At 35.1% G+C, this 17878-nt stretch carries 17 protein-coding genes and 2 pseudogenes; 18 read left to right on the plus strand and 1 reads right to left on the minus strand.

Translation table 11 applies throughout. From position 1 onward, the window contains the following. Nucleotides 1–100 precede the first annotated feature (100 nt). The 16 genes and pseudogenes from G466_RS24705 to G466_RS21785 all read left to right on the plus strand — a co-directional run bounded on the left by G466_RS24705 (nt 101) and on the right by G466_RS21785 (nt 15502). Nucleotides 101–370, plus strand: coding sequence for a hypothetical protein (locus G466_RS24705; protein ID WP_034235316.1), 270 nt, complete (start codon nt 101–103; stop codon nt 368–370). A gap of 238 nt (nt 371–608) precedes the next feature. Next, nucleotides 609–1604: a hypothetical protein gene (locus G466_RS0110655; protein ID WP_026813657.1), complete on the plus strand. Its 996-nt coding sequence runs from the start codon at nt 609–611 to the stop codon at nt 1602–1604. A gap of 116 nt (nt 1605–1720) precedes the next feature. Further along, the gene (locus tag G466_RS0110660) at nt 1721–2272 is read left to right on the plus strand and encodes a hypothetical protein (RefSeq protein ID WP_026813658.1); all 552 of its coding nucleotides are present in this window, start codon (nt 1721–1723) and stop codon (nt 2270–2272) included. A 433-nt stretch (nt 2273–2705) separates the two neighbouring features. Next, nucleotides 2706–3272, plus strand: a complete 567-nt coding sequence (locus G466_RS0110665) for a Crp/Fnr family transcriptional regulator (protein ID WP_026813659.1) — start codon at nt 2706–2708, stop codon at nt 3270–3272. Nucleotides 3273–3356: 84 nt separating this feature from the next. Continuing rightward, nucleotides 3357–3674, plus strand: coding sequence for a DMT family transporter (locus G466_RS0110670; RefSeq protein ID WP_026813660.1), 318 nt, complete (start codon nt 3357–3359; stop codon nt 3672–3674). A gap of 739 nt (nt 3675–4413) precedes the next feature. Further along, nucleotides 4414–5121 (plus strand): toll/interleukin-1 receptor domain-containing protein, encoded by a 708-nt coding sequence (locus G466_RS0110675; RefSeq protein WP_026813661.1) that lies wholly within the window; start codon nt 4414–4416, stop codon nt 5119–5121. Between the two features lie 590 nt (nt 5122–5711). After that, complete coding sequence (locus tag G466_RS0110680) at nt 5712–6113, plus strand: lipocalin family protein (RefSeq protein ID WP_026813662.1); 402 nt, start codon at nt 5712–5714, stop codon at nt 6111–6113. A gap of 474 nt (nt 6114–6587) precedes the next feature. After that, a complete protein-coding gene (locus tag G466_RS0110685) occupies nt 6588–8258 on the plus strand; it encodes an RNA-directed DNA polymerase (protein WP_026813663.1) in 1671 nt (556 codons plus the stop codon). After that, on the plus strand, nt 8258–8902 hold the full coding sequence (locus G466_RS0110690; protein WP_026813664.1) for a hypothetical protein: 645 nt from the start codon (nt 8258–8260) through the stop codon (nt 8900–8902). The genes G466_RS0110685 and G466_RS0110690 overlap by 1 nt, the downstream gene beginning before the upstream one ends. 148 nt (nt 8903–9050) lie before the next feature. Next, a pseudogene (locus tag G466_RS24470) lies at nt 9051–9206 on the plus strand (site-specific integrase); the annotation flags it as partial. Nucleotides 9207–9680: 474 nt separating this feature from the next. Further along, nucleotides 9681–10136 carry a hypothetical protein gene (locus tag G466_RS0110705; protein WP_026813666.1) on the plus strand — a complete coding sequence of 152 codons (456 nt, stop codon included), beginning with the start codon at nt 9681–9683 and terminating at the stop codon, nt 10134–10136. 1000 nt (nt 10137–11136) lie between these two features. After that, nucleotides 11137–11718, plus strand: coding sequence for an EndoU domain-containing protein (locus tag G466_RS0110715; RefSeq protein WP_026813668.1), 582 nt, complete (start codon nt 11137–11139; stop codon nt 11716–11718). A gap of 611 nt (nt 11719–12329) precedes the next feature. Next, entirely contained in the window at nt 12330–12617 is a 288-nt protein-coding gene (locus G466_RS0110725) for a helix-turn-helix transcriptional regulator (protein WP_026813669.1), read from the plus strand. Further along, nucleotides 12614–13807 carry a VapE domain-containing protein gene (locus G466_RS0110730; protein ID WP_026813670.1) on the plus strand — a complete coding sequence of 398 codons (1194 nt, stop codon included), beginning with the start codon at nt 12614–12616 and terminating at the stop codon, nt 13805–13807. The genes G466_RS0110725 and G466_RS0110730 overlap by 4 nt, the downstream gene beginning before the upstream one ends. A gap of 228 nt (nt 13808–14035) precedes the next feature. Continuing rightward, nucleotides 14036–14911, plus strand: a complete 876-nt coding sequence (locus G466_RS0110735) for a toprim domain-containing protein (RefSeq protein ID WP_026813671.1) — start codon at nt 14036–14038, stop codon at nt 14909–14911. Nucleotides 14912–15143: 232 nt separating this feature from the next. Next, nucleotides 15144–15502: pseudogene (locus tag G466_RS21785) on the plus strand (BfmA/BtgA family mobilization protein). A 139-nt stretch (nt 15503–15641) separates the two neighbouring features. Here G466_RS21785 and G466_RS0110745 read toward each other — a convergent pair. Beyond that, nucleotides 15642–16751 (minus strand): Fic family protein, encoded by a 1110-nt coding sequence (locus G466_RS0110745; RefSeq protein WP_026813672.1) that lies wholly within the window; start codon nt 16749–16751, stop codon nt 15642–15644. A gap of 355 nt (nt 16752–17106) precedes the next feature. On the opposite strand from G466_RS0110745, the gene G466_RS0110750 reads away from it, so the two are divergent. Next, nucleotides 17107–17403 (plus strand): type II toxin-antitoxin system HigB family toxin, encoded by a 297-nt coding sequence (locus G466_RS0110750; RefSeq protein WP_026813673.1) that lies wholly within the window; start codon nt 17107–17109, stop codon nt 17401–17403. A gap of 4 nt (nt 17404–17407) precedes the next feature. Then, complete coding sequence (locus G466_RS0110755) at nt 17408–17770, plus strand: helix-turn-helix domain-containing protein (protein WP_026813674.1); 363 nt, start codon at nt 17408–17410, stop codon at nt 17768–17770. Nucleotides 17771–17878: the final 108 nt, after the last annotated feature.

Consider the following 17878-nt stretch of genomic DNA (forward strand, 5'->3'; position numbering starts at 1 on the left):
CTATCTTATTTTTCAAAGGGGGGTCAGCATCCGCCAGAACGGCAGTTACTTATTGATTAGGCTTTAGAGGGGTCAGCATGCTCCAGTATATCCAGGCGGCATGCCGCTTATAGGTTCCCCCGTTGGTGCGGGGGTCACGCTCGTGCTAAAGCCATACAACCTAACAATTATATACATTGTGACAACCGTAACCAAGGCTGGTATACGGGGGTTCATATTTCTACCAGAAAATTTTGCGTATATCTATACTGTTTCCAAACACCTAGCACACCGTGAAATTAGATCTACAGAGATCTATGCCAAAATCATTGACAAGAAAATGAAGGAAGTTGCGAACCTACTCCCTAAGTTGAATTTGGAATTGTTGTAATGGACAAAAAGGTTCCAATATCACGCGATTCATAGTATAGATTTCTAAACCTCATTGCAATTTCCTAGACTCTGATATTGCATATCTTCAACGATCCTAATTGGTTATAAACACCTGATTGTTATTTACTTTTAAGCAAACAATTGGTTGTTTTGGGAAATAAGGGCTATGTTAGTTACCGATAAAATTAGGGTATAGTAACTAATTATTATATCCATACGTAAGCTGCAATCTAAAAATGGAATCACCCTTAAATTTCTACAGAAACTTTAACGAAGAGACTTTCGATGATGTAAGTTGTTTTTTATGTGGAAAAGAATGTGATTCAAAAACAGCTGAACATATCTTTCCAAAGTGGCTTCAACATAAATTCGATTTGTGGGACAAAAAACTAACGATAACTAACGGAACAGCTATTCCATATAGAAACCTAACTGTGCCTTGTTGCTCGGAATGTAATAATGTACATCTTTCTCGGCTGGAAGAAAAATTTATGCTATTACTTGATAAATCTTTTCACGAACTAACTTTTGACGATGAAAAAATAATCTTTCAATGGACAGCAAAAATCTTATATTCTACTAGGTATAAAGAACTGTCATTACTCGTAGACAGAACTAATCCAAAGCTTGGAAAAGTAATTAGTCCTCAGGAATTAGAAAGCTATTCAAGCTTGCACTTATTTCTCCAATCAATCCGGTTTAAAACTAAATTTAACGAACCTAAACCGTGGAGTATTTTTATATTCCCTTGTAAAGATGAAGATTTTTGGTATCACAATAATATCCCTGCTCTTTGTCTGTCAATGAAGTTTGGAAAAATTGCCATAACAATTGTTTATGAAGAAAATAATTTGATTTCAGATTTTATGGCTCCCCTCAAAGATTTGTCTAAAATCGAGCTTAGTTTTCCTCAATATTTAGAGGCAAATGCACACATCTTTTATAGTGCAATGTTAAAAGAAAAAGTACCACATTATATATCTTCTTTTAATCAAAATACAGAAATCTTAATCGTAAATACCGTAGGTACTTTAAATTCAAGAAAGTGGGTCGATGAAGAATTTGCATCAGTATTAGATTTTATGCTATTTAGTTGTGGTATTAATATTGGAGCTAGTGTATTACAACCTGATGGACTAGTCACTACTTTTTTAGTAGATGAAAATAACGTACATCTTTTGAAGAAGCATTTCAAAAAAAAAAGACAGCAGCTAATAAGGGTTATAATTTAGTCTTTCATTATTCAAAAGTTAAAATTCATTACTTTTAATCCGCGATTTCATTACTGAAAAATCCTATCGAATTTCTCAAACCGAAATCATAGTCTAAACGTTATCAAATATTTAAAGTGAAGCCTCAAAAATTAGAAATCGGATTATTAAAATTCATCAAATCGAGTAGCAATACATATAATTTTGTGGAGTTACGACCATTTCTATTGCATAATTTCCCTGAAGAGAAAGAAATGCGTGAAAGGTTGAAAATGAAAAGATTTATAAAATTCTTCGAAGACGGAGATTTTATAGAAATTCAGTCTAAAAAGGGAATCTGGATTATAAGGGAGGCTGGAAAGCCAATTAAACGGAATGACATTTCTGTTGTCGCAAAATTAACTCCAAAAGGACTGGAATTACTAAATCAGGAAAAGAATAGTTTTTATAATAGATTTGGAATAATTAGTGCATTTCTAATAAGTCTATTTTCCTTGGGCTACAGCTACATTGAATCCCAAAATTCAAAACAATTAGAAACAGAAATAACTAAGATATTCGATACTGTAGAAAGCCTAAATACTGAATTAAATACTCAAAAGGAACTAATAAAAAGTTATGAGGCAAAGAATTCTGAATTACTAATTGAAATTAAAGATTTGAACAGAAGAATTAAAGCACAAGAATAAAAAATATTTGATAGTCGAGTAGGTAAAGGGAGTCTCACATCTAAACCTCTCACCCCCGTTGGTGCGAGCGTCGCGCTCGTACTAAAACAATACAACCTAACTACTTTATTCAGTGTAAATGCCTAAGCAAGAGTGTTATATAAGGGTTAATAATTCTACCAGATAATTTTGCAGACATCTACAACATCTCCAAACGTCTGGGACACCGCGAAATAAAAACTACGGAGATCTATGCCAAACTGATAGATGAAAAAATGAGGGAGACTGCCAACTTACTTCCCAAGTTGAATTTGGATTTGTTGTAGGGGTGGTTTAAATACAAATTGTTTAGCCTAAAGAAATAAGACATATATTAGATAGCGGTAAAATGGAGATGTAGTAACTTAATATTATATCCACTTGTTATGTGCTATGCCAAAATGACAACGTACTAATGACGACAATAAACAAAATTCTTGACAACATATATCCGCTTCCCGAAACGTCTAAACAGATGCTACAAAAGCACATTAACAAAGTTAGTTTTCCAAAGGGACATATCTTGTTACGAGCGGACAGAATTGAAAAGAACATTTACTTTATTAAACAAGGTATTGTTCGGGCTTATGCTAAAACAGCCGACAGCGAAATAACTTTTTGGTTTGGAAAAGAACACGACACCATTATTTCTATGAAAAGTTATATTGAAAATTTGAAAGGATATGAAGACATAGAATTGTTAGAAGATTGTGAACTGTATGAACTAAAAGCAGAAGACCTGAAAAGACTTTTTGAGGAAGATATAAGTATTTCAAATTTTGGAAGAAAGTTGGCAGAAAAAGAACTTATAAGAACCGAAGAAAAACTTATATCACAACAATTCAAAACAGCTACGCAAAGATATAAGGAACTGATTAAAAATAATCCCGATTTAGTCCAACGAGTGCAGTTAGGATACATTGCTTCCTATTTAGGTATAACTCAAGTCAGTTTGAGTAGAATTAGAGCACAAATAAAGTAAATAGCTATTATTTTTATCATTTGTAAAATTTACCCTCAATTTCATTTCCGACCTTTGCCAATAAAATTTTAAAGGAATGAAAATATGAATTGGATTTTCTTGATTGTAGCCGGGATTTTTGAAATAGGGTGGCCCTTAGGTTTAAAAATGGCTCAACAGACAGGAAGTAATAAACTTGGATGGATATTGTTTGCTGCAACATCTATGGCGATTAGTGGTGCATTATTGTTTTCTGCCCAAAAAACAATACCTATAGGTACGGCTTATGCGGTATGGACAGGAATAGGAGCTGTTGGAACTCTATTAGTTGGGATATTCTTTTTTAGCGACTCAGCCAATGTTTTAAGATTATTATCAGCAATGCTCATTGTTGCAGGAATAGTGGGGTTAAAGGTATTCTAATTATTTTTGCGATTACCCTTTATTACTACGCTAATAGCTCTATTGTTGAACTAAAAGTAGTTTCTACTAATCCTTACCAAGCACATAATCAAGTAGGTAAAGGGGAGTCTCACCCCTAAACCTCTCACACCCGCCTGGATAGAACGGGCAGGGAACCGTACGTGAACCTCTCGATTCATACGGCTCTTGTCATACAGTCGGTAGGCCTAAATAGTTAGACCAGCTTGTATCCCAATTCCCAAAACGTTTTCGAAAACCATAATTCCTTAATTAAATCCATGAGTACACCTTCTTACCTTTTTCCAGGCATACCAATGGGTTACAGTTATTAGAAAATGATGCAAATATCTATTCCGTCTCCAAACACCTTGGACATCGCGAAAAATGAACTACGGAGATCTATGCCAAAATCATTGATAAAAAGATGAAGGAAGCTGCGAACTTATCACCCAAGTTGAATTTGGATTTGTTGTAACACTCGTATAAATTCCTATTTAAAGTGGTACCAAAATTAGTGTTCTCAAACTTTATGGGCTTCTGATCTATGCTGTTCAAAATTTTTCACAATATTATTCGATTATAAACATTTGATTGTTAACTACTTTATAATAATCACTAGGATACTAATTCAAATAAGGCCTATGTTAGTTGACAATAAGATGGAAATATAGCAACTTGTTTTTAGATCATTACATTGTGCATTTAATTCCAAAAATCCGAACATATTAAAAAAGAAATTATGGCAAGATGCACAGCACCATCAAGAGGACACAGAACAGCTAGCGGAGCAGCTGCCTGCCCTGCCTGTGGAGGACGTTCACGCGGATATAGTTCATATCAAACTTATACTTTACCTTACTCTTCAAATAGCAGTGGTTATGGTAGTAGAAATTCCGGAGGTGGAAGTTCAAGAAGTAGAAAACCAAGATGGTCCAATCCTACATCTAGTGTTTACTATACACAAACTGAAATTCGGACTCTAACACCAGTTCGTGAGAACATTGAAAAACGTTCAATTATTCCTGACCTTCGAGATGTTTTTCTTTGCCACGCTTGGGATGACCGAAAAAGTGCTGCAAAGGAACTTCACGATTTGCTCGAAGAAAATGGAGTATCGGTATGGTTTAGTGAAAAGGATGTTTTATTAGGCTCATCTTTACTTCGAGAGATTGATAAAGGGTTAGCAAATTCAAGAGTTGGGTTAGTTTTGGTAACGCCATCGTTTATAGAACGAGTTAGAAATGAGGGAATTGCTGAAAAAGAACTTTCAGCTCTTTTGGCACGTGATTTACTTGTTCCAATTGTACATAATACAACATTTGACAAGCTTCGTGAAGTAAGCCCTTTACTCGGTTCAAGAAGTGGTCTTGACACCAATGAAGAATCAATGCTTAAAGTAGCATTGAAATTAGCAGAATTAGTGGAAGTTGAAGAAGAAGCTGTATAAAAGAACTAAACACAACAACGGTAACCGCTGCACAAGCCTCCAATTTGACAAAAAGAAACCAATCCAAGCTGTTTTTAAGTAATGGAAAATTTAGCCCGGCTTAGAAAACAGAATATATCCAGTGCTTTAAAAAGGCGGCCGAACATTTTTGGAAGCTTATTTTGGGCAACAAAAACAAGGCAAGGCTATTTGCCCCGCTGGTGTTAGCCTGCCTATGTTGACAGAAAGGTGTCACGCCCTTACTAAAGCAATACCAACTATACACTCTTTAAAATGGGACTACGATACCCAAAGCTGGTATATTAGGGTTTAGAATACAAAAAGAAAATGGTGCGGATATCTATACTGTTTCCAAACGTCTTGGTCACCGTGAAATAAGAACTACGGAGATCTATGCCGAAATTTCTACAAAAAATTAAGGAAGCCGAAAACATACTCATTAAGTTGAATTTGGATTTGTTGTAGTGGTGATTTAGAGGTACATTGGAGGTTCTAATAAAATAAGGCCTATATTAGTTATAGACAATATAGCTATGAAGCAACTCGTTACCATATCCGTACGAAGTAAAACATAAATCCAAACTTTACGAATGAAAAAACTGAATTTAATCTGCGGACTTTTAATTGGATTTCTAATATTAACAAGTTGCTCAAGTAATGATAATGATGAAAGAGAAAATGATGCTTTAATAATTGGAACTTGGAATGGCAAAACAACAAGTGATGGAGAAATCCCGGAAAACGATATTATAACATTTAATAGTAATAATACAGCTACTTTTATTTGTAGAAGTTTTTGCATAGAATACAATGGGATAGAAAGTAGTGTTGACGGTACTTGGGAGCTTAATAAAAACATTCTAAGTTTATTTTGGGATGAAAATGATGTCGAACACATAACAGTTTCTGAAATCACAAAATATACACTAACACTTAAAACGATTACCCCAAACGGAAAGGAATATATAGAATATTACGAAAAAGAAATTTAAATTCTTGGCTTCATGCTTACCGGCATCATAAAATACATCACCTTTAATTCCGCCAGGCATGCCAATGAGGTGTTGTTATTATAAAATGGTGCGGATAACTATACCGTTTCAAAACGATTGGGACACCGTGAAATACTAACTACCGAGATTTATGCCAAAATCATTGACAAAAAAATGAAGGATGCTACGAACTTACTACTCAAGTTGAATTAGGATTTATTGTAACAATTTTTTAAAGTTTAACTTAAGATAGTTCCAAAAATAGAATCCTCAAAGTCTACACGTTTCCGAACTTTGCTATTCTAAATTTTCTTCAATACCGTTTGTTATAAGCATCTGATTGTTAATTATTTTTAATTTATCAATATGGTATTTTATAAAATAAGGCCTATGTTAGTTACCTATAAGATGAGGGTGTAGTAACTAGATATTATATCCATACGTTGTATGCAATTAAGAAAACCAAAATAACTAATGAACAGTAAAGGTTTTAAAAAATGTTTTTCAGCAGACTCAATACTTCTTGCGTGGGAACGAGTAATATCTAGCGTTGGAACTGATGCAAAAGACTATTTTGGGATAAGTATTTACAGCGCTAATTTAAATCAAAATCTAAAAAAACTTTCCGAAGAATTATATAATGGCGAATATAACCCTACGAGACCTTTTAAATATTTTGAACCTAAAATAAATGGAACACAAAGAACAAAAACGGTACTTGGAATTAAAGATGCAATTGTTTACCAAGCAATTGCAAATTATGTAGCAGAATTAACATATGATTATTTTACTGAGACAAGACATTTTGTATTTGGTAGCGTGCTTAGTCCTGATGTAAAAAAAGGTACAAGCCTTCTTGAAGAGGATGGAATTGATTACTATTTTTTTGAATACTATGTTAGTCTGTATAATCGCTTTGTAGAAAGCATAAATGAGACAGTAGATAAACATTTTATTCAATATAGATTGGAAACCGATATAACTAGTTTTTTTGATACAATTCCACACTCTACTTTAATTATTGAACTTAATAATTTTCAAATAGATAAAGATATATTAGAATTATTCAGTAATTGCCTGAATTTCTGGTCTGGCACTAGAGATTCTGAAACTATTGGTGTCGGTATACCACAAGGACCAGCTGCTTCTTATTTTTTCGCAAACCTAATTTTAGACAGCCTAGATAGGTTGGCTATGAAAAATGGCTTGACCTATTTTAGGTTTATGGATGATATAAGAATTTACGATTCTAATAAAAGTAATCTTAGTTCAGCTTTAATAAGTTTTGATAGGCATCTTAAAAGTAAATCTCTTTCTATAAATATTAAAAAAACCTCGATACAAGAGGTGGAGCACTCAGAAAGTGAAAAAGGCAGATTACTTGATTCTTCTGGAATAAAAATTAAGAAGAATAAAAAATCTAAAGAAATTGATGTAGACATTCTAGAACACGATTCAACTCAAATAAGTGGTGATGAAGAGAAAAACATTAAAGCCTTAAATAAAAGAGAAGCTTTAAACTTTTACTATCAAGCTATTAGTCAAATTGAGGATGAATTATTAGATATTTACTCCGAAACAAAAAATGAAAATATTCTAGAATCTTCTTTTTTAACAGATGTTAAACTCGTTAGGAGATTTTTAACTCTAGCACAAAAATGGAGATTGGTAAGCAAAAATCTAATTGATATGGATGACAAAATTCCTGACTACAAAATGGTTGACATTTGGCTGTTTGGAATTTCACGAATTCATTGGAAAGCAAACAATCTTATTTGGAATTTGACTTATTATATTGATTTGAGTGATTACCACTCTGAGTTCAATAAATTATTGAATGATTTTAAAGACTACGAATGGGTGAAATATCAATTACTTGCTGTGTATGGTAAAACTATCAATTTTAACAGTTCAAAAATTAACTCTATTATAAAAAAAATTAATGATGAAAAAAGCCCTCTAGTAAGATTAGGCTATTATAAAATGTTGGTAGAAAAGATAAAGGTTAATTCTCAAATTGCAGATTCTCTAACATATTTAATAAAATCAGAACCTGAAATTTATGTGCAAGAAACGATTCTTAATTTGATACATCAAAAGCATTTAAATATCCCAATTGATAACTTAAAAACTTGGTTTCTATAATGGATTATTTAAAAACCCTTGATAACATAAAGAACTCTATAAGTAAAGGTGAGGAACTTAATGCAACTAATAAACTTATTGCAATTGGACTTATAGAAAAAGAAAAGGAATCATACCGTATAAATGAAGAAGATTCTTTTGTTTATTTCTATGAAGATGTAATTGACAGCGAAATTGCCTTTGATTTTGAAGAAAAACTAACCGCACCAGTCTATGAAGTTGCACAGAGTGATGCAACGAATTGTATTAATACTTTTTCTTCGATTAAAAAACTTGAAGAAAATTCATCATTGTATTCTTGGCTTCAAAATGCTATCCGATTTACAGACCACTTAGCTTTGCATTACCTTCAAGAAATTATCAATGAAGTACCAGAAAAACAAGGTGATGCAGGAACCGAAAGGTCGAGATATATTCAAATTAATCAAAAGAAAAATGATGCTGAAAAAGCAGGGAGAATAATGGACAATCTATATGATTGCAGAAATAATTTGGAACATCGAAAAATTAAAGATTCCGAAGTTTCTGATTACCAAAGAATTATACCACCTAATTATAAGAGAGCTAAAAAACAAGTAATAAAACGCTATCCCGAGGCGTTAATATGTTTTAGGGATTCATTCGTTGAATTTTACGCAAAATAATTGCATACAATCTACTAGACAGGTCCGGTCCTCGCTGGTGCGAGCCTGTCTATGTCGGTAGACAGGCTTCAAGCTCGTACTAAAAAAATTCAACCTAACCACTTTATACATTGTGATAACCGTAACCAAGACTGGTATAAAGGGGTTCATAATTCTACCAGAAAATTTTGCAGATATTTACACCGTTTCCAAACGTTTAGGCCACCAAAAAATTAAAACTACGGAGATCTATGCCAAAATCATTAAAAAGAAAATGAAGGAGGCCGCGAACTTAATTCTCAAATTGAATTTGGATTTGATGTAATACCATAAGGATTCAAAAGAAAATATTTCATAAGATAGAATTCCCAATCTGCATGCCTTACGAACTTTCTGTTCCAATTTACCCTCACACAATTTGTTTATAAACATCTGATTGTTAATTACTTTCCAACAATCAATGGATTGTTATACGAAATAAGACCTATGTTAGTTACTTCTTAAAAATGGGGGGGGGTAGTAACTTGTTATTATACCCATACGTTGTGAGCAATCTGAAAAATAACAATCATAAAGTAAAAAATATGACATATTCAGTAGGACAAAAATTAATATTCACGACACCGAACGGGAATAAAGAAGAAGTAACAATAATCAAAAGAAAAGTTGATTATAAAGACGGTTTTATTGATGAGCCGAACTTTAAAGGAAATTTCGACTATTTCGCCAAAGTCGAAATAAATGGTCAAATGGAACATATTTTCTGCCAACATAATGAACTGTCTTAATTTTTGAATATATGGGCTCATTAACATTTGGAACGGATACCGCAAAAGATAAGTATCAAGAATTTTTAGAAGAATATGCCGAATATAAAGATGACGAAACCTCAATAAAAAAGGCGAGTAATTTGGCTAATTCTGCTTGGCATCTCGTCGATTGGGCATTTGAAGATTATAAATCAATCCATAATTTTGATAAAATTGGAGATTTTAGAGAAACGCTTTATCCGAATTGCCAATCATTAAAAATTATGCACGATTTAGCGAATGCTAAAAAGCATAAAAATTTGCGCAGACCAAAAGCAAATCTAAGGAATACTAAAAAGCATAAAGGAGATTTCTCAAGTGATTTTAGCTCTGATTTTGATATAACTTATTTAGAGATTGAATTGGAGGACGGAAACAAATTAAGTTTTGAAAATGAAATTGATAAGGTAAAAGATTTTTGGGTAGATTATTTTGCTGACAAATAAAGATAAAAGACTGCTCATAGTCGAGCAGGTAAAGGGGAGTCTCACCCCTAAACCTCTCACAGAACCGTACGTGAACCTCTCGATTCATACGGCTCTTGTCACACAGTAGGTAAGGCCTAAATAGTTAGACCAGTTTGTATCCCAATTCCCAATGATAGAACAAATTTGGATATGACTTTGTAATAAATCGAAGCCATTTTACGGCTTTAATCTTGCTTCCCTTGAAGCTTTTATACTTGTTCAATATCCATCTGATCATACGATTGTGCAGGTAATAGAACACTGGTTGCAAGCTCCTATGAGTATTTCAGTTCGTTTTGTGCCAGTGTTATCGGTCGGGTTTGTGCCAGGCATATCGGTTTAAATTGTGCCATTTCTGGCTGAGCGTTGAACTTATAACGGTTCGTTTTGTGCCACTGGCTTTAAATCGATGAAGTTGTAACGGTTCGATTTGTGCCACTTTTGTTGTGAACGGGACTTATAGCGTTTCGTTTTGTGCCAATGGCTTTAGATCGATGTGTAGGCTTCCCTGCTGATGCGAGCCTGCCTATGCAGCCAGGCAGGCGTCACGCTCGTACTAAAGCAATACAACCTAACCACATTAAACATTGTGATTGCCATAACCAGGATTGGTATACTGGGATTGACATTCCAATCGGAAAATGGTGCGGATATCTATACCGTTTCCAAACGTTTAGGCCACCAAAAAATTAAAACTACGGAGATTTATGCCAAAATCATCTACAAGAAAAGGAAGGAAGCTACGAACTTACTTCTCAAATTGAATTTGGATTTTTTGTAATGCTGGGTTTAACGGTCATTAGACAAACTATTGAAAATATATTATATTAGATACTTTTAAGTAATTGAGGTATGGCTACATGCTGCTATATTTTTACGTTAGACACAAGCTCAACAAACCAATTTGAAATATCAATACTACATACATAAGGATACATTTACGACTAACAAACAAGGACTGAAAGTTGGCGTCACTATTATGAAAGTTCCAATATTTCACAAAATAGATTTTTTGGAAAGTGACGGACCTTTTGAGGACCTTTATAGTCTTAGAAGAAAATCTACAATCTATAGGAATCTTGTACTTAGAAATCCAAAAAGAGCTCAACAGATCTGCGAAGAAAGAAACATCGACGTAATGAAAGATTTCGTGTTTACAGAAGAGGACGTAAGTGTTTCTAAAGATTTCATTGAATTAATTGAACATTGTACAAAAGGAAAAGTCTCAAAAGGAAAAATATCTGGAATACATTTTTACGACGAAAAACATGTTAAAATTTTGAAGGTTCTAGAAAAGAACAATGTAAATGGAGTATTTGAGGCAGAAATAGAATATTTTGATTTAAATAGTAACAGATGGACTGAAAAAGAAAAATCCACTACTTTTTTTCCTTTGTCATGGTCATTAAATAAATTATTTCATGAATGTTTATTTGCTGTGAATAATAAACAGAAAAAGGAGAATTCAGAAAATGTTTACGTTTCTAAAACTGAATCTGGGATTGAAGTCGAAATTATTAAAAAACAAGGTTTATTAAAGTCAATTTACCCCTTACTATAAATAAAAAGCCAGTTCCTAATAGATTAGACGGGTCCACCCCTAAGTAGAAACGGACTGCGCCTCTTAAATGCCAAAGCATTCACGAATACCTTTTATCCAAAATAAAATGCATGAATGCACCACTGTACCCTTCCCCTCTCCCCAGACATCCCAAGCAGGTCTCGCCCGTCAAGGGATATATGGAGTATGCTGCCCCCCCTTCGAAAAAGAAGATAGTTGAATTATTAAATTTTTCTGGAGCATGTTGACCCCTCTGGATGATTTATTTGGGAGCATGTTGAACTAAATCTGCCCTTTTTCCACCTCCAAATCTCCAATCCCCTCGTTTTCAATTGTTAATAACTCTGTTTTCAACCCTAAAATTGCCATTATAACTACCTTGCAGATCGGTATATTTTAATTTTCTATGATATCATATAATACCAAATGATATTGCTTATTATATTAGGTTACATCAGTTAACACAACATCCTGTACACCAATTGGTTGTGGATAACTATTTGTGTTTCTCATGGCTTACTGCTCACCTATTACCTACTTTTATTTTAACAAACCTATAGAAGGTAAACAAAAGCGCTTTTGTTCATTTCTTAATCTTAAAAGAGAAACAAATGGACACTATTTTAATTTTTGATCGCTTAGATCGTTTGGAAAAACTGTTAACCGCCCATAAAGAGGTGTTAACTTTTGAGGAAACCTGTGACTATACCGGAATATCGAGAAGCTATCTTTACAAACTGACTTCCTCCGGGACTATCCCCCACTCCAAGCCCAACGGAAAAATGATTTTCTTTGAAAAAAGAAAGCTGAACAATTGGCTCCTACAGAACAGTAGAAAATCCAAGGCCGAAATTGAGAACGAGGCCCTGAGACACACTTTAAAAAATAGACGGCCATGATTGTCGGTGACCATCAGGGGCAGCTCTACAAGGTAGAGGATGCCAAGAAAAAGACGATCTACGATTATACCATTGAATACTTGGAAGGGAAGTACGATATTATGTACAATGAGATATCCCATGATTTCCAGATATCGTTCAAGAAACGAGCTCAATGGTCCTATCTGAACCTCAATTCCCTGATTATTGAACTTGCCAAAGCTGGTGTCGATATCAGTACTGGGAAACTAGAAATCCTGATCCGGTCAGAACTCATCCCGAAATACAATCCCATTAAAGCGTACTTTAAATCCCTCCCCAAATGGGATGGGGAAGACCATATTCAAAAACTAGCGTCTTACGTCCCTACCTATGATGATGAGGCTTTCCTTTACCATTTAAAAAAATGGTTGGTCCGTGCCATAAAATGTGCATTGGAACCGGGCTACTTCAACAAACAAGCTTTGATCATTAGCCATAAGGGACAAAGCTCAGGGAAATCTACCTGGTGCCGTTTTATCTGCCCTCCAGAACTCGCCGATTATATGGCGGAGGATATCAGTAATGATAAGGATGCTAGGATCCAGTTGTGCCGCAACTTTCTTTACAACCTAGATGAATTGGCCGTACTGACCAAAAAGGATGTGAACGCCCTTAAGGCTTTCTTTTCCAAGACCTTCATTAACGAACGCCTGCCCTATGACCGAAAGAACACTACCCTACCCAGAATCTGTTCGTTTTTGGGTTCTACCAATATGTCCTCCTTTCTAAACGATGAGACTGGATCTGTACGCTGGTTGTGCTTTGAGCTAATGGATAAAATAGATTTCTCCTACTCCAAGGAAGTGAAAATCAAGAACGTCTGGATACAGGCCTACCACCTCACCTATCATGACCCTGACTTCAATCCAGAACTCACACTAACGGATATTAGGGAGAACGAGGTACGCAATAAAAAATATACCAAATTGACCACCGAGGAAGAGTTGATTTCCAAATACTATAAAAAATCGAATGATATGAACGACTTCGTTACCGCCTCGGATGTATTGGTGAAGCTAAGTATCTTGAAAGTAAGACTGAACCAAGTAAATCTAGGTCGCGCCTTATCGGGATTCAACTTCCAACGGGTGAAACATCCCGAACGTCAGGTGTATGGATATCTGGCCAAATCTGTGTTTTCCAAAGGTCCTTGGGAATTGGAACTGTAGAAAAAGTGCAATTCTACTTACCTAGTTACCTAACAGGCCATGACCGCCCTAACTGCGGGAGCTTCCATAGGTAAGATGTATTAACCCCAAGTTACCTAGATCTTACCTATCCTACCTATTAGGGTAAGATAGGTAAGATGAAAAAATTACCTACCCAAGCTCTCATCCCTTATAAATAGGGACTTAGGTAAGAAGGTAAGAGAAAACGTAAAAAAAAGATAATTGCAGATGAAAAAAGAAAGAACTATTAAGCTGACGTGTGAAAGAGCCCGGGCTTTTCCCATCGAAAAAGCGCTGGCAAAACTAGGGCACTTTCCAACCAAAGAATCTGATAAAGAAGCTTGGTTCCTGAGTCCGTTCCGCTCAGAAACCCAAGCCTCTTTTAAGGTATCCAAGAAACTGAACCGTTGGTACGACCACGGAATTGGGAAAGGGGGAAATGTAATTGATCTTATTTGCCTGGTCAACAAAACCTCGGTAAGGGAAGCGTTGGATTGGTTCCAAAAAGATCAAATCTCTTTTTCTTTTCAACAGCCCCTTTTAAAAGAGGATAAACAGGATAAGATCGAGATAAAGTATGTTAAGGAACTGGGCCATTTTGCGCTAGGGGAATATGTAATGAAAAGAGGGATTTCCATCTTTACTGCCAGAAAACTGTGCAAGGAAGTCCATTATAGGTTTAAGGACAAGATGTATTTCGCCATAGGGTTAGCGAACAACTCCGGAGGTTGGGAACTGCGGAACAAATACTATAAGAATTCCAGCTCCCCAAAAGATGTCACTCACCTCAAGAACGGAAATAGTAGGCTGATCGTTACCGAGGGCATGTTCGATATGTTGAGCCTGATAGAGCGAGACAAACAACTATTAGAAAAGTATGATCTTTTAATATTAAACTCTTTAGGCTTTTTATTTAAAACGTTTGAAATGTTTAAACCCTATGAGTCCATTGCCCTTTATCTAGACAATGACTCCGCAGGAAAAAATGCTGCTACCCTGATAATGCAGCAACAACAGTATTGTAAAGACAGATCATATATATACGAGAATTTTAAAGATGTGAATGCGTGGTGGACCGCACAAAAAAATGATCTGATAAGGTAGTTATCCATGATGAGCCTTATTTTCCAAAAAGCTAATGCGAACACCGAAGTGTGAGCGATTAGGAATAGCAAGAGGGTAACGGGCAAAGCCGCGTTACGTATTTATTTTAGCACTCAAAGTGTTGATTGTCAGGAATTTGCAAATATATTAATTTTTCGGATTTTACCAATTTGCGTCAAATGCCCTGTAAACCCCCATGTTTAGGGAATAATTTGCGTCAAAACATAAAATTATGGACTCGTTTAAAAGTATTCGTTTAAGAGGGAAACCGTCAAACGTTTCCAGAAATTCTCATGCACTCATTTTAAATCCCATACGGAAGCCATGGCTACTATGCTCGACTTTTTCTACTATAACGAAATCTCCCCTAAAGAAATATATGGTCCCACTGGAAGGACTATTGAACAAACATTAACAAAACGGATGAATGCTCTTATCGCCATCCTGAGGAATATTGAAAAGACACAAACTAAGCCCACCGTGGAGATGTTAACATCCTTGTTCGAAATGGAAGAGCCCAAAAAGAAGCGATTAATCCTGGAGAAGAAAAGGTTTAAAGAGAATGAATCAAACTTTCATGAACGCAAGTAAGATAGATGCGCCCTATCCGATTTTTGCTATACGTTTATCTGCCCGAACACTACAAAAATCCGACAGGAACCAGGCGCAAAGTTCTTGGGTAAGATTTGGGGGTGATTTTCTGTCAAAGTGATAATTTGGCCTAGGCATTTTAAAACTTTTTCAAATTCAATTCATAATGCACTCCCCGTCCAGCACCCATTGGTAGAAAACATTGTTTTTCAACCAAATCCTGCAAATCTCGGGTAGCAGTTGCCTTGGAAGTTTTGGCGATGGCCATATATTTCTTAGCCGTCATCCCCCCCTTAAATCCTTCAATGCCATAAGCAAGCATTTTCATAATTACCTTTATTTGACGATCGTTTAATTTCGATTTATATTTATCTAGAAACTTGGCCTTTTTCAGGGTGAACCTTATAATGGTCTTGGCCTGTTTTTGAGCATTCAAAATAGTTTGAGTGAAATACCGGATCCACTCAGTAATATCCAATGTTCTTTGGGCCTGCTTAAGAGCATCGTAATATGCCGTTTTGTCGTTCTCTATGGAGGTGGAGATACTCAAAATCAGCGGTCGCCCTAATGATTCCGAGAGACATTTTTCAGCTATTGCACGACCTATGCGACCATTGCCGTCTTCAAACGGGTGTATCGACTCAAAGTACAAATGTGCAATAGCTGTTTTGATTAAACTCTCTTTAATGTTATTGGAGTCTACACTATAAGCGTTATACCAATTGACAAACTGAGTCATTTCCTTTTTTAGTAATTCTGATGGGGGAGCTTCGTAATGAACAACCTCCTTACCAATACTACCGGAAATAATAACCATAGGTTCCGTTCCAGTTCTATAGGTTCCTATTTTTATAGTACGAGCGTTTGAAAATAAAATCTGGTGCCAGTTTATAATTAGGGTTTCTGATAACTCCGTTGCATAATTTTCACGAACTTCAACCATCAGTTCTGAAATACCTTTGGCTTTAATATCTCTGATATTAGATGATACAGCATGAATCCCCAAACGGTTTTGGATGGACGACATCACATCCTGTCGACTATGATACTCCCCTTCTATTTCCGAGGTCTTTATGGCTTCATTGATCATAAATTGAAGAATGGCTTCTTGTTGTTCTTCTTTGGTTAAGCCATCAATTAAACCTTTCACTTCACCAGTTTCCAAAGCAAATTCTAAAACGAGTTCATCAATTATTGATGCATCATAGGCGAAATTAGGCCAGTTTTTATGTTGCCAATTGTATTGCATGAGCCAATTTAAAGTTGTTATCGGCTCAAATATAGTGAAAATATGAGCCGATTACGAGGTATAATTGGCTCATATGGTATTATTTTGAGTTTTTATTGCTTTCCCCTATCTAATTTTTACCTAACGACCTCCCTGAATAGCACGGGATGGCCCGCCTAAATAGTACGGGCAAGCATGTCTGATGGCGAGGCGGGTTTATCTTACCGAGATAAGATAAATACCTAACAGGTACTAATCGCAAAAGTTCTGCGGTAGGATTTGGGGAGTTAACACAGATAATTACATTTATTGGAAATAAATATCCATAAATGTAATTTATATAGTACCTTTACGTTTAAATTGAACATTATATCAAGTGCACGTTATTTCATTTAAAAAACTAAGAGAGTATTTTTCGAAAGAAACCAATGCTAAAGTAGCACTGCAAGATTGGTATAAAAAAACAAACAAGGCTGAATGGGATAGTTTTGCCGATTTAAAAAACACGTTCAATTCAGCTGATAGTGTGGGAAACGGGAGATTTGTTTTTAACGTAAAAGGAAATCATTATCGGATAGTGGCTATTGTACGGTTTAAATTTAAGAAAGTCCTAATTAGGTGGGTTGGCAATCACCGGGATTACGACAAAATTAAGAATATAGATAAGTTATAAAGAAATGGGAAAATCAATTACACACGAAGCATATGTAAAAGCAAATCTTCGATTAGAAGAGTTGATAGATGTTGTGGATGATAATATGTCAGCGGATAACCCTTTGGCAAAAGAATTTCTAGAGATTACCGATATTATCGAACAATACGAAGAAATTCATTTCCCCATCGGCTTGCCTACCTTACAGGAAATGATAGAACTACGTATGTTTGAAATGGGACTTAAAAGAAAGGATTTAGCAACTCTCTTAGGTACAAGCGCCTCGAGAATAAGTGATTACTTAAACGGCAAAAGAGAGATTACTTTGAACGTTGCCAAAGCCTTACATCAAAAATTAAATATTGATAGTGATATAATACTTCAATAGTTGACAATTGTATTACATGAGACCATTTCAAATTGTTATCGGCTCATATGGCATTATGTTATTTATTTATTCCTAAATCTCTCGATTCACATAAGATCCTGAAAATAA

Source organism: Arenibacter certesii DSM 19833 (assembly GCF_000429545.1).
Lineage (GTDB): Bacteria > Bacteroidota > Bacteroidia > Flavobacteriales > Flavobacteriaceae > Arenibacter > Arenibacter certesii.

Excerpts from the sequence above, each read along its gene's own strand:
- G466_RS24705 (WP_034235316.1), top strand. The coding sequence starts at position 101 with ATGCCGCTTATAGGTTCCCCCGTTGGTGCGGGGGTCACGCTCGTGCTA.
- G466_RS0110655 (WP_026813657.1), top strand. The coding sequence starts at position 609 with ATGGAATCACCCTTAAATTTCTACAGAAACTTTAACGAAGAGACTTTC.
- G466_RS0110665 (WP_026813659.1), top strand. The coding sequence starts at position 2,706 with ATGACGACAATAAACAAAATTCTTGACAACATATATCCGCTTCCCGAA.
- G466_RS0110670 (WP_026813660.1), top strand. The coding sequence starts at position 3,357 with ATGAATTGGATTTTCTTGATTGTAGCCGGGATTTTTGAAATAGGGTGG.
- G466_RS0110675 (WP_026813661.1), top strand. The coding sequence starts at position 4,414 with ATGGCAAGATGCACAGCACCATCAAGAGGACACAGAACAGCTAGCGGA.
- G466_RS0110680 (WP_026813662.1), top strand. The coding sequence starts at position 5,712 with ATGAAAAAACTGAATTTAATCTGCGGACTTTTAATTGGATTTCTAATA.
- G466_RS0110685 (WP_026813663.1), top strand. The coding sequence starts at position 6,588 with ATGAACAGTAAAGGTTTTAAAAAATGTTTTTCAGCAGACTCAATACTT.
- G466_RS0110690 (WP_026813664.1), top strand. The coding sequence starts at position 8,258 with ATGGATTATTTAAAAACCCTTGATAACATAAAGAACTCTATAAGTAAA.
- G466_RS0110705 (WP_026813666.1), top strand. The coding sequence starts at position 9,681 with ATGGGCTCATTAACATTTGGAACGGATACCGCAAAAGATAAGTATCAA.
- G466_RS0110715 (WP_026813668.1), top strand. The coding sequence starts at position 11,137 with ATGAAAGTTCCAATATTTCACAAAATAGATTTTTTGGAAAGTGACGGA.
- G466_RS0110725 (WP_026813669.1), top strand. The coding sequence starts at position 12,330 with ATGGACACTATTTTAATTTTTGATCGCTTAGATCGTTTGGAAAAACTG.
- G466_RS0110730 (WP_026813670.1), top strand. The coding sequence starts at position 12,614 with ATGATTGTCGGTGACCATCAGGGGCAGCTCTACAAGGTAGAGGATGCC.
- G466_RS0110735 (WP_026813671.1), top strand. The coding sequence starts at position 14,036 with ATGAAAAAAGAAAGAACTATTAAGCTGACGTGTGAAAGAGCCCGGGCT.
- G466_RS0110745 (WP_026813672.1), bottom strand. The coding sequence starts at position 16,751 with ATGCAATACAATTGGCAACATAAAAACTGGCCTAATTTCGCCTATGAT.
- G466_RS0110755 (WP_026813674.1), top strand. The coding sequence starts at position 17,408 with ATGGGAAAATCAATTACACACGAAGCATATGTAAAAGCAAATCTTCGA.